The organism is Hydrogenophaga flava NBRC 102514, from assembly GCF_001571145.1.
GTDB lineage: Bacteria > Pseudomonadota > Gammaproteobacteria > Burkholderiales > Burkholderiaceae_C > Hydrogenophaga > Hydrogenophaga flava.
The window spans coordinates 1-12,558 of the sequence record NZ_BCTF01000007.1 but is presented as its reverse complement, the minus strand read 5'-3'; the positions used below and the strand labels follow the sequence as shown (position 1 = coordinate 12,558).

Here is a 12,558-nt window from a genome sequence, read left to right as displayed (position 1 = left end):
CAATAAATGAGCCACCGATAGCTTGCAACGCGTTGGCGGGCGGTTGTTAAGCGCTGGACGCATCTGGTCTTTTGAAATGTAGGTCGCCTGGATTGGGCTAGGTCGCGCTGTCATCCTATGGGCGCCAGCAAACCACATTCAGACTTCCTACGATTTGCGTCCAGTATGTAGGGGGGCATTCGATGTGCGACGCTCGCCTTCAGGCTGCGCGGATACAGCTAGCTTCATAGGCACTGCACCCACACCCAGGGCCTTCTCTACTATCAAGCTAGAACCCATTGCCTTAAGTACCCCGCTCAAAGCTCCAAAGTCATCACACCAGCGCTGCTCGGCCGGAATGTCTCCGGCAGCATCTCGATTCATGTCAAACGCTACAGCTCTCACCTGCAGCCTTTCCAGACCGGCCCCAGCTGCAATCTCCACCCCATAGCCTGCCGTGGCTGGGTTGCTCACGACCAATCTGCCACCCTTACTTGTTATGGTTGAGAGTTGTTCGTGAACCTGATAGCCAAGTTGCTGTAGCCCGTCGAGTACAGCCTTTCGCCGTGCAGCAGCAACCTGAGCTTGCTGAAATTCCCTAAGCTGTTCCTCAGCGACCTCAAGCACCCTCCTGAGGTCGGACGCTGGGGCGGCGGCTGCAGCCCTCATGACAGCAATGACTTCGGCGGCTTCATTGAAGCGCTCTAACTCTGCAGCGACTAGAGCTACCTGGCGGCGCAGCCGCTCACGGGCCACAACATCATCTTTGGCCTTCTTGAGAGCGACAACCATCGAATCGAGGCGCATCCCTCGCAAACCGTCATCTTCAATGGCAGCAGCAGTCAAGACCTCCTTGTGCAGTTCGTCTGCACGACTGGCCTCACCCAGCAACTCCAGTTCCGAGATATGCGCAAGCAATGCTTCCAGTCTCGAAGCACCTCCCACCAACTTCTCACGCCATTCTTCAAAATCAACCATCGAGCTTTCGCTACCGGCGAGGCGTGCAGCTAGGGTCTGCTGAGTCGCGCTGAGTTGCGTTGTTGTCGGGCGGAACATCGACAGTCTCGCTCGTGCAAGTACTGCGTCCAACTCTTTCAATGTGAGCTCCCCTGCAGCCGCCAGCTCCAATGCCGGTCGTTCGGGCGCGTCATTGGTCACTTGGCGTAACAACACGCTCGCAAGCTCACGGCCACTCACCAATCGGGCACGCTCCTGAGCGCGCGCTTGAGCTGCTCTTTCTCGCCGACGAGACGCATCTGACTCTAGAAAATCAATCTCAGCTACCGCGGCCTGCCCGAACTCTCCAAACTTGTCTGCGCGCAGCATCTTCTCCAGTTCATCACGACGGTCCTTGCAAGACTTCTGGTCGGTAGGACTGACGCCAAGTGCCGCGCAAGTTCGCTCCCACTCCGATAGCGCTTCGTCGAGCCTGTGAAGGAGGGACTCGCCAGCAGCGACCAATTCTTCGCGGGTTACGACTCTGACTACTTTGGGTCCACTCATGAAGCGTGCCTCACATCGAGCGCCTTCTTGACGGCATAGAGAAGTCTCCCGCGTTCTTGCTCCCCGTCGTGGTACCACCCGTGGCAGGAGACTCGGTGCAGATAAGGCAACGACCTTCCCAGAACCTGAGGTCGCCAAACCTCACGTGCTCGGGCGTGCTGTAGCAATGGGTGGCGTGGGGAATCGCACTCGATACCAATTGCGAAGAGGCCAGTCTCCGGATGCTCGATGGCATAGTCAAGACCGAACGCATCAGCGTCCTCGGTGGCCCCCACCTGGTGCCCTAACGAGCGCAAAAAATCGCCCACGGAGCGATAGAAAGCGTCGTCACTGCCGCTGCTGTACGAGGTGACGCCCTTCACATCACGCCTAAGCGTGATACGCCCCAACAGTGACTTTGCCGATTCGAATTCGCCTGAAGACACCAAGCGGGCGTACTCCATATAGCCCTGCAGGTAATCTCGCGGAGAAGCAGGCGCGCGGCGCGTGCTGAGAAGGTCGCTAATTTCAGGGATAGGCATGGAAGTCACCATGTAGACCTTCTTGCGTGAGCGAGTAACGGCGACGTTCAGTCGCCTCTCTCCACCCTTTTGCCCCAGCACACCGAAGAACCGTAGGAATGAGCCCTGAGCGTTGCGTCCAAATGTGGACGAGAACACGATGACATCTCTCTCGTCACCTTGCACGTTCTCAACGTTCTTGACGAAGACGCTCATGTCTTCACCGTCCTCGTAGCGTTCTGACTCTTGGCTATAGGCAGTTCGGAAAGCAGCATCTGCTTCCGCTCGCGCTTCCAAGCCATCCTCGATGAGCTCGGCCTGTTTGCGATTGAACGTCACTATCCCGACGGAGGGACGCTGCCCCAAAGGTGTACTCCACAACTGCGCAACTATGTCGACCACGCGCCGCGCCTCCTCTGGATTGGTCTGCTCTTCGTAGACGCCGTCCACCCTAACCATTTCGATTGGCTTGGCCGCTCTAACAATGTCCCTCGGGTGCCTGACCGGAACGCTAAGGTCATTCGCATAGAACGCTGCATTCGAGTAGTCGATGAGCTCGCGGTACGAAGACCGGTAGTGAATTTGCAGTCGCGTGTTGGGGAGGTTTGCTCGGGCAAGTTGCAGCAGGTCTGGGCAATCCTTGATTTCCCTGCGGTTCCAGTTCTCTTCGAATGCGTCCTTCTCCTCGGAAGTGGCATCCTCGTCCGGGAGTTCTCCATCGAACGTGTGTGCCTCGTCGCTTTCTACCTTGCTCGCGAAGAACGTTGTCGGCGGCATTTGCTTCTCGTCGCCACTGACCACCGTTACCTTGCCGCGGAAAAGTGTTGGTAAGGCGAACTCCACAGGCATCTGAGATGCCTCGTCATAAATGACGGTATCAAAGAGCCCTGCCTTTAAGGGGAGAACACGACTAGCCACGTCTGGATTCATCATCCAGACTGAGCGCAACTTCATCAGTCCGAGACCGGCACCCAGCTCAATGAACTCACGAAGACGACGCGCCCGCTGACCTCGCAGTCGCGTGAAGTCTTCCCACTCCCTAAGGGGCCGCACTCCCGCCAGGTCAAAGTTGACCTGTAGCAGTTGGCGATTGAGAACCCGCATGTCTTGGTCAAGTTGTTCCAGGACTTGCACCTTGCTGGCGAGCTCCCTTCTCTCCATCGCAAGTTCGGGGGTGCTCTGTTCCATCACTTGCTTCCATGCAAGCCGAGCCTCTCGTCCCAGAACGCGCCGTACGACATCCTCCAGGTCTCCAAGCGAGAAGGATTGGAACTGTCCCTCTTTCGACCTGAGCAAAGCTAAGGCTTGTAGCGCCTGCTCTGACATTTGGGCTGCCCGCCCGCGAAACAGCTGATAAGCCGCGAGGGATGGCTTTGCTGCGACTATAGGTTGAACACGTTGGCCGTTGCCCTCGTTTTTGAGTACGGCTTGTCGGCATTCCTGCGCCCAGGTTGGCTGCATCCATGGTGTAAGCGAGCCAAGCGCGACAAGGCTATCTGTTCGCACCTGGTGGCGTGCAAAAGCTGCATCAAATTCGGCGTACAGCTTGAGGAAGGCATCGCGAGTGTTTGAAAGTGCTGCCTTGTCCATCCGCTCCGACCATGGTGCAGCTTGGAGATGTGCGGCTTGGGAGGCGACGGCTTGCAGCTCGGCAAGCGTCTTTGAAACCGTCGACAGCAACGTCGGGCCAGCATCTGACTCCAGGCCTGGCAATGACAAGCGCGCATGCGCCTCGTCAACGGCTTTGCGTAAGGAGCGCCAACTCTGTTCCAGCTTTACGGCAGCCAGCAAGCTCACCATACGGTCAGCAGAACCGACATCGCCAATGGATTGCAGAAACTTCGTAACCTTTCCCTTCCGCATCATGCGAAAGACATTTAGTTTCGCGAAAAATCCGAGCGGCTCCAGAGCTTCAGTAGTCAGAACCCTAAGCTTTTCCAACTTGTCTTTAGGGACACGACACATGACCGGTGAAAGCTTCTTGTCATAGTCCTGGACTCGACAAGCAGAGAGTGCACCACGAAGCTTCTTGAGCTCGTCAATGCTCTTCAGCCCGGGAAGCTCTCCTTCTTTCGTATGCCTGAACAACTCCAGCCACTTTGCAAGGAGCACTCGTTCCTCATCCCGCATCTCAAGAAACTCGCTGCCGTATGACGAGAGCCAAGTCCTATGTGGCTTTGGGTCTTCAACCTCGAAGCTCGCTAGCCGGGTGGTCAGCACTTGGTGCCGAGCATCCTCGGCCTTTTCGAGATTTTCGAAGGCTTCGCGGAAGTCGTTCAAGGTCGCCAAATCTGCAGCGAACGGCTGCAGTTGTGCCAAGGCACTCCCTTCAAATTTCGCGGGCAGCCAGTGCCTCACTACGGGAGCAACCTCTTCCTCCAACATAGCCAACTGCCCGATGTTCAGCCGTTGGAGCATTGCTCTTAAGGCGGGAACCTCTGGCACGACACCAGCCTGCTCCAGTTCGATGAGCTCGCCAAGCAGAACGCGATAGCTCAGACCAACAGATTCATTGACCTGATGCAAGGCCGAATGGTGCTTGTCCAAGGCAGCTTCATTCGATTCAATGCGCGCAGCCGTAGCCTCGCGCCTCCGGGCAATCTGCGGTGCATTGTCGGAAAGTCGCCGTGCAAGAGACTCCAACTGCTCACGAACAGCCCTAATGATTGGCTCTCGGTCTTTATTGACGTCGTTGACCATGACGATGCGCTCGCCCAGACCCTCTGCTACGAGGCGCTTGTGCACGACCTCCAGAGCTGCGTGTTTTTGGCAAACGATGAGAATGCTTTTTCCCCGGCCAATGGAGTCGCCCACCATGTTCACAATTGTTTGGCTCTTACCCGTTCCGGGCGGCCCTTCCACGAGCAGACCCGGCGCAGTCCTGGCTCTGAGCACTGCGTCTTCTTGAGATGGGTCTGAAGAGACTGTGAAATAGCGGTCTACTTCCTTCGGCCTTACTGGCAGTGGGAGCGCTTCAGTTTCGATTGCCTTCAGGCGAAGCGCGGTCTCCAACCCCGTTCCGGAGGGCGGCATGGCCCTCAGTTGCCGAATCTCCTCCCCGATAGCCTGACCCATGAAGGTCATGTGAAACAGGACACCAGCGCACTCAAGTTCCATGCCCCTTGCGGGCACTTCAACTTTCGGGCCTGGCAATGCGGTCAACTCTCTTGAACGTGGAGTGGCCAATGCTCCAAACGCATCCACCACGTCCGCCGCGCGAAGGGCTGAGCGTCCAAGAATCTCCTCGGCCACTGAAGCCCATCTTTTGACCGTCTCCTGCCCAACCAAACTCTCGAGTGCGGGGTTGAGTCGAACTTCCTCTCGGTCGTTGTCGAACGAGAGCTGTACGTTGGTTCTCGCGCCCACCTCGTGGTGTACACGCACCGGCCAGAGCAGTACAGGTGCAATACGCGTCCTCGCGCCCGATTTCGCTTCCTTGGTCAGCAGGAAAGGAAAACCAAGATACAGGCCGTCAATGCCTGTATCGCGCTTGTACAACTGGCTTTGGCGGTCCAGTGCTTGCAATCGGTAGGCAGTCGTGCCAAGCGGGTCTAGCGCTTCGGGGTCCAAGAGCAATGCTGTTGCATTGCGCTTGAGCAAATGGTCTAGCAAACCACCAGCATCCATTCGCCTCGTATGGAGCTCTCTCAGGTCTACTCGCGCAGTACTTTTGCCAATGGTCATTCGCACTAGCGGACCGCGCATGACCGTAGTGACCACCTTTTTCTCAAAGAAGGAGAGCAGATGAGAAAAGTACTGCTGCCGATGCGGCTCTTGCCATTGCTCCTTCGGCACAGACAGAAGCACCAGTGCTTGCGCCAACGGCATACGTTTTTCTAGGCGGAAGCGGTCAGCCCACTCGTTCACCATCGCATAGCTACAACGGGCAAAGCCTTCGACCCGTTCCGCCGAAGCCTCCAGAATCTCTCCGCGCGGCCAAGTGACCATATCAGCCGCGGCTGTGACGTCGAAGGTTGTCACCGCACCAGCTAGCGCAAGCTGTCGGGCCTCTTCCACTATGGCGTCGCAAGAGCGAAGCTGACTAGGTGCCGCGCTCAGGACAACGATAAGGTCTTCCTCGCTGAGACTGCGCCGCTCAAGGAGGTTCAGAAGTCCGAGATGCTCTGAATCCGGGAACACGCGCCTGCGGCTGTCCCACTCCGCGCTTAGGCGGGCCCTAGAAGTGACCAGCAGGTAGATTCGGAGCGTGTCCTCGTCCAGGTCAATTGCGAGGTGGTCAGCCCGTTCGCGAACAGCCGTTGCCCTTAGCTTCAGTCGTAGCAGCCAGTTGTCTTGGTCCAGTTCGTGCAGGAGGTCAGGCACAGGCCCTGTGACCAGTGAATACCCTTCAAGTGGGCTTTCCAATAGCCACTTCGGGCCGACAATGGCACCCCTCATCACAGGAGGCATGTCTGGATTGAGTACCTTCAGTGCGACAAGCAAGCGCCAGTCATCTGTAACGGATTCGTCCTTAGCAATCCGCCTAAGTCCAGCAACAAGCTTCGCTGACGCGCCTTTTGCCTGTATCCAGTCGGTGACTACTCCGCGCACCAGTTGGTCTCTTGCTTCATCCCATACGGCAGCACTTGCAGCTGCCAAGGCGTAGGACGAAAGAGTACGGAATTGTTTCCCGCCCAGAGCGAGAGCTGGTCCATCTCCAGCACCAGCGTTTTCACCCCCAGACTCTGGCGCATCAGGCGCATGGCCTTCAAGCCAGGCTTGCACTTCCTTCCACCTCCAACGCTTGTGCCTATCCCGCGCAAGCAAGCCGCGAAGTAGGAGCGCCACTTCCGCGGGTATATCCCTTGGAATCGGAACGCCATTGGCGAGAACATGAATTAGGAACGCCTGTTGCTCAATACCCTCAAAGCACCTGCCACTGGTGATTTGCTCCAACAGTACTATGCCCAAGCTCCACCAGTCAGATGCTGCGGCAACCCCGCCTGCAACTGCCTCAGGTGCGGTGTACCGGGTTACTTCAAGCGGCGATACGATGTCTAGGTCGTATTCCGACAAGCGTGCGGACCCGAAGCCTCCTATGACAAGGTCGACAGGGTCTCGATTGCGAACCAACAACGTGCCTGGGCGGATGTCTCGGTGGCGAAGGCCGACCTCAGAAAGTGCATCGAGGGCCTTGCCTAGTTCGTAGGCGATACGCCGCACACCGGCGTAGTCAGTTGCCACGATGCCCAGGTCCGCAAGTGTTCCGCCGGCGAGTTCCTCCGTTACCTCAAAGGCTCGGTCCTCCCAGCGACCAGTTGCCAGAACTTGCGGCACGTGCTCAAGCGACACGCGTTTTAGAGCTTCATAGACCGCCGGGTCCGGCTCCCAACCGTGGTGATACAAAGTGAGAATGCCGAAGCGCTCACTTCCGTCTTCTTCGACGAAGTACCTGTCCCGCCGCCCTGCAGTCGAACTGATTTGTCGAAGTACTCGCCACCCTGCAATAACGGTCTCTGAAGTTGCGGTCGCAGAGGACTCACCCACCCCAGTTGATTGTTCGCCACCAGCAGCCTCTGCTCCGCAAACCGAACAAAGGAAGTCGCCTACGTCTAGGGGGTGCCCATTGGCACAAATGGCTCCATTCGATGGTGTAGCGGTGGGTGCGGATTCGGCAGGAACGACCTCGACCGGCCGCCACCCCGCCGGGGTGATTTGAACCTCCAGCAGCGGCCAGTTGCATTGATGGCCACTGACCTCTCCTTCACATGAAATTTCGTGAAGCGAGCGTTCGGTATGGCAGCTTGGACAGTAACGGACAAGGTCAGTCACGAGCGTGCCTCCGTGGTAGTGAGGGAGGTCCCCTGTCCTGCCAGAACCGATTTCAAGCGCTGCATGTCACCTCTGCTCGGCACGCCAACCAACCAGACCTCACCGTTGTCGTCGAACATCACGTCTAGTTGGCGGTCTGTATCCGCTTGTTCTCGGTCCAGCGAACCGAACACTCGCTGACCCAAAGGGGTCATGCAAGTCATTCGTTGATTGTCGCTACCTCTCAGGTACTTCGATTGCTTCATGTGCACATCAAACGGGTCGGAAATTAGGCAATCGACGAGCCCTCTCATGACCACAGTGTGTTGTCTGAGTTCCTCGAGCGGTAGGCCGCTATAGACAAGGACGCTCACTGCAGTCCGTTCACGTATTCCGTAGAGAAGTTGCTCCAGTGCATCCGCCTGTTCAAACGGTTCACCGCCGGAAATCGTGACGCCTTCGCACTCCTGAAGCCAACAATCAAGTTGTTCGAGGAGGTTGGACACTTCCACATCGGGAGTCCTCTTGGCCCAGGTATCAGATGAGATACAACCAGGACAGCGGATTGAGCAACCTTGTAGCCAGATACCCAACCTCCTGCCTGGGCCTAGTGTGGTCACAGGGAAGTGCACGCGCGAAAGAGCAAGCTTCATCACGCAGAGGTCAGTGAGAGCTTGTCAGCCTGAAGACTACTAACCAAGACCGAGCTGCCAGCAGTGGCATCTGCGTCAAAAAGCGCACGAGCCAAAGGATTGATGAGGTGGGCTTCCACTTTGTTTCTGATACCACGGCCGCCGTTTGATAAGTCCTCAAGACACAGCGCACGCAGGCTGTTCATCGCGTCTGGCGCCAAAGCTACGTCGAGCTCTTGCTCCTTCATATCTGCCAGAGTGCTTGCAACCATCTGCTCAAAAATCTGACCGGCGATATCCTCGCGGATGAAGTCGAAAACTATGATGTTCTCGCCCATACGATTCAGAATTTCCGGCCGGTTCAACACGAACTTGAAGTGCCGCTCGACTTCCGACTCGACCTTCTGTTTGACCACTTCGTACGACTCTTGCGGGGAGACATTCAATTCGCGCTCTCCAGACTCAGTCATCTTGTAAATGCCCAAGTTCGACGTGAAGACAATGAGGGCCTCGGAGAAGTAGACCCGGTCGCCGCGGCCAGACGTCAGCACACCGTCGTCCAGAATCTGTAGGAACTTGTCCAGAACCCGCGGATGCGCCTTTTCTATCTCATCGAAGAGGACCACACTGAAAGGCTTTTCTCGAATTGCGTTCGTGAGCTCTCCTCCTGCGTCGTATCCGATGTACCCAGGTGGTGCGCCTAGCAGCCTCTGGTCCGCGTGCTCAGCACTGAACTCAGACATATCGAAGCGAATGTAGGCACTCTCGTCCCCGAAAAGGAGGCTTGTAATGGTCTTTGCGAGCTCGGTCTTGCCTACGCCGGTAGGCCCAGCGAGGAACGCCACCCCTCGGGGTCGACCGCCCCGTCTACCCCCGCCAACCCCAGTCACAGCTCTCTTAACGATGTCAAGCATGTGCACAACCGCATCTGGTTGTCCTTTGACTCGCTGGCGAATGAAGGACTCCGCATTCCGAATTTTTTCCCTTCCAATCTGCAGCCAAGGGTCTTCTGTGACGCCAACTTTGTACCGGCGAACAGCATCAGCAATTTTGTCCAGTGGAACGCCCTCAACTCGTGCCAAGACCGATATCGAGTTCACGTCCAGGAGGAGCATCCCCTCGGTATCGTCGACGAATTTATCCAGGGCTTTCTTCATGCTTTCGGGCGTGGCCTGAGCAGCACCAGCGAGTGGTTTGAGCAGCGCCGGAGCAAGGGCTCGCCTCGCGCGATTGTCTGGCCGAGGTACTGGAATGTGGCGCAAGCGGGGATTGCCAACGATGAACCAATCCGGGAGGTCGCCCTCCTTCTCCACTATCCAAAGCAGGGTGCTAAAAAATGGGCGTCGGTCTGCGCCTACAGGTCGAGGTGCCGCTTGCTGTGAAAGCACCAGAGCTTGCGTAAACAAATGGTGTTCGGCGGCAGAAAGGTCATTCGGGCGAGTCAACAGACGGGCAGCAAAATCGACAACCAGTGCGATGGGCTCACCTTGGCGTCTCACGATTCGCTCCAGCGCTCCTGCCAACAACTCCGCTCCCGCCCGCCCTTGGGCACCTTCGGCTGCCAGTCCAAGCTCCTGCAGTAAGGACACGCCCGCCCCAGAGGTCTCCCCCGGCACGGTCAGAACACTGAAGCCTGCAAGCGGCTGAAAAAGAACCGTATGGGCATAGCCTGCCCGCTTGAGTGCAGTGGCGACACACTGGTTCAAGGGTTGGGCAGTGACGACACCTGGCTGCACCTCGACCACCTGCAAGTCACGTACATTGCCGGAGAGAACAAACTGGCTCTTGAGCGGGAGGAATCTCTCGAAATCGCGTAGCCACCGCGCGGACTTGTTTACATGCTCCACGAGTACTCCTCTTACGACCTGTACAACAACACCACTTAGCCCATCTCTGACAATGCAACTACCAGAGGTTCGAACCCACGCGCCCTTGAACCGAGCAGACGAATGTCCAAACCGCTTCGTGTTGACAGCATCAACTTGCTGTACGCGCAGATGGGTAGTTGTTTGTTGTTCTTGAAGCGGCGGTCAGGGCCACCGTTTCGATTGACGAACTGCCAAGTATGGTCGACTACCTGTGCATCGCTTGGCACTGACTCGTGTTCGATGAAGCGAGCGTGTTCCTCAACAGCTACAAGGCTGTCGTACGCGATTCCTCCGACGGAGCTTCCTTGAAAGGCAAGTATCCGGTCCGGATAGAAAGCTAGCGTTGTGCGTCCTGTCTTTATCACTGGCACGTCAACATTTGCCACAATTCCCGGCCCCTGCCCCATGGCCAAGGATGTTTGCGAAAACTTCAAACCTTCACTAGCACCTGCCGAGTACTTGCTATCCGCGTAACGCGAGGTGCTGTCTACTGCCTTGAGCTTGCGCATCGACGCTGCTTGGGAGAGCGCACGGCTTAGTGCATCGAAATGCTCAGTGACGGTTGTATCTGGTTCGAAGAAGAGCACAGTGACCTTGCGCATCTTGTCCCGCCAGGACACCCACACCACAACTGCCGAGAAGGCGAAAGCGAGCGCCAGGTGACCCAAACCTGGCCAAGACTTCGTCGCATTGGCAAGCGCAAAGTAGAGAAGAAAAAGCGCCCCAGCCACGAAAGGCCAGAGTAGCGTCTTTCGACGCTGCTCGTTCATTGACTGGAGGAGGCCATCGCTGTTCGAGTCAGTGAGCTCCAACACGCTAAGCGTGTCGTGTTCCTTGGTGCTAACGACGGTGGGTGATGCTTCTACATACTCAGGTGCTGGCGCACCTTCACCCTGCAAGTACGCGGCAGGTCTGCGAGGGTTGGTAGGTCTGCTCGGGACGGCGCCAAGGCTACGCCGATAGCGGAATCCCCCTACTCCCCCACTTATGTATGCGCCACGAGGTCCGGTACCGATGCGAAGCCCAGGGATACCTACCGACATCCCAATGCCGGCGCCAGAGAAATTAAAGCGAACAGCGCCGAAGCGGACGCTCTTCGAAAACGTCAGACCCATTGCCGCCCCCTGCTCTTGATTCTTTAGACGAAGGCTCGGCTCAATCTGGTGCAGCCAGAGCTGCAATCAGTCTAACATTTGGTTGCAAGCTAGGTGACATTCTCGCGGCATCTTCACTGTTTGACGGCGTTTCCAACCTCTACTCGTAGCCGTCCAAGGAACTCGAGGCGTCTGCGCCTCAGATAAACACCCCCGCTACATCGGAAAGGGGGCTGGTGGTCAGCACCCACATTTTTGGAGGTTGCATGAAGGACATAGTTTTTACGAGTGCTGAAATTCAGCGAGTGCTGTTTGCGGACTGGTGCCAGGGAGACGTACGAATCGAAGCCGACGCATGGAAATTCGACGATGGCACGTTCATCGAGCAGCTATTGACGAGGCACGCTCTCCTGGAGTTCGGCGTGCTCGAAGACAATCTCGGAGCGCAAGGTGTAGCGCTAGCGGCCGAGAACGGGGCTGACTATTCGACGAGATACTTCTCGCGCGGAACGGTATTCTGTGTATCTACTGACTCAGGCCAGAAGGTTACTTCTGTGTCTATCGAGATGGACGATGAGATTTCGCAATGGCCCCGCGAAACATCGCTGAGAGACCTCCTGAGCGCGAGAAAGAAGCCGTCGCACTTGAAGTCGTAGGGACAAAGACAGCGCCACCGTCAGGTCCGACAACTCCAGCACTCAAACCTAACAGTTACTCAGCAAGCAAGGCACTTGGAGTCACGCCCAGCGCCTTGGCAAGTTTCTCGAGGTTGTCTAACGTGATGTTGCGTTGCTGACGTTCAACCTGGGTAACAAAAGTCCGGTGCACTTGCGCTTCGTACGCAAGGTCCTCTTGGCTCCAGCGGTGCTCTGCGCGAAGACGAACCATATTGAACGCCAGGGCTTCCCGTGCGCTGCACTGCTGAATAGATTCTGTGAGTTTCTTTTTGGGCATCACAGGTTTAGTTTAAACAAAGTGACGCAAATGTCACCCGCTTGAACATCACCCGCATATACGTAACAATGACCGCTGGAGGTCATTGGAATGTTTGTCACTACTGCTGAGTTTGGGGAAGAGCAAGCAAATAGCTCTCTTCTGGACCTGGGACTGAGCACTTGGGGTGCTGTTCAGATTCCTACTTTCTGCCCGATTTGGTTCGTTGTGAGCTTTGCGCTGCCTGGAGCTGCGGATGAGCTCTACGGCTCCGTCCTGGTTGCGTCCGAACTGGTTC

7 protein-coding genes and 1 pseudogene are annotated in these 12,558 nt (G+C 56.8%); 1 reads left to right on the top strand and 7 read right to left on the bottom strand.

Annotated features, from left to right (window positions below):
• Positions 1 to 147: 147 nt before the first annotated feature.
• The 7 genes and pseudogenes from HFL01S_RS25035 to HFL01S_RS07855 form a co-directional block, all read right to left on the bottom strand.
• Positions 148 to 1,482, bottom strand: a complete 1,335-nt coding sequence (locus HFL01S_RS25035; protein ID WP_157538804.1) for a hypothetical protein — start codon at positions 1,480 to 1,482, stop codon at positions 148 to 150.
• A complete protein-coding gene (locus HFL01S_RS07880) occupies positions 1,479 to 7,754 on the bottom strand; it encodes an AAA domain-containing protein (RefSeq protein ID WP_066257069.1) in 6,276 nt (2,091 codons plus the stop codon). The genes HFL01S_RS25035 and HFL01S_RS07880 overlap by 4 nt, the downstream gene beginning before the upstream one ends.
• Entirely contained in the window at positions 7,751 to 8,386 is a 636-nt protein-coding gene (locus HFL01S_RS07875) for a 4Fe-4S cluster-binding domain-containing protein (protein ID WP_066257066.1), read from the bottom strand. The genes HFL01S_RS07880 and HFL01S_RS07875 overlap by 4 nt, the downstream gene beginning before the upstream one ends.
• Positions 8,386 to 10,212, bottom strand: a complete 1,827-nt coding sequence (locus HFL01S_RS07870; protein WP_066257065.1) for an AAA family ATPase — start codon at positions 10,210 to 10,212, stop codon at positions 8,386 to 8,388. Before HFL01S_RS07870 ends, HFL01S_RS07875 begins: the two co-directional genes overlap by 1 nt.
• 35 nt (positions 10,213 to 10,247) lie before the next feature.
• Positions 10,248 to 11,048 carry a hypothetical protein gene (locus HFL01S_RS07865; RefSeq protein WP_066257063.1) on the bottom strand — a complete coding sequence of 267 codons (801 nt, stop codon included), beginning with the start codon at positions 11,046 to 11,048 and terminating at the stop codon, positions 10,248 to 10,250.
• 153 nt (positions 11,049 to 11,201) lie between these two features.
• A pseudogene (locus tag HFL01S_RS25975) lies at positions 11,202 to 11,348 on the bottom strand (DUF4236 domain-containing protein); the annotation flags it as partial.
• Positions 11,349 to 12,038: 690 nt separating this feature from the next.
• Positions 12,039 to 12,281: a helix-turn-helix domain-containing protein gene (locus HFL01S_RS07855; RefSeq protein WP_066257057.1), complete on the bottom strand. Its 243-nt coding sequence runs from the start codon at positions 12,279 to 12,281 to the stop codon at positions 12,039 to 12,041.
• Positions 12,282 to 12,371: 90 nt separating this feature from the next.
• Between HFL01S_RS07855 and HFL01S_RS25555 the strand changes: the two genes are divergently transcribed.
• On the top strand, positions 12,372 to 12,558 hold a 187-nt coding region (locus HFL01S_RS25555; RefSeq protein WP_218008613.1), incomplete at its 3' end, for a hypothetical protein.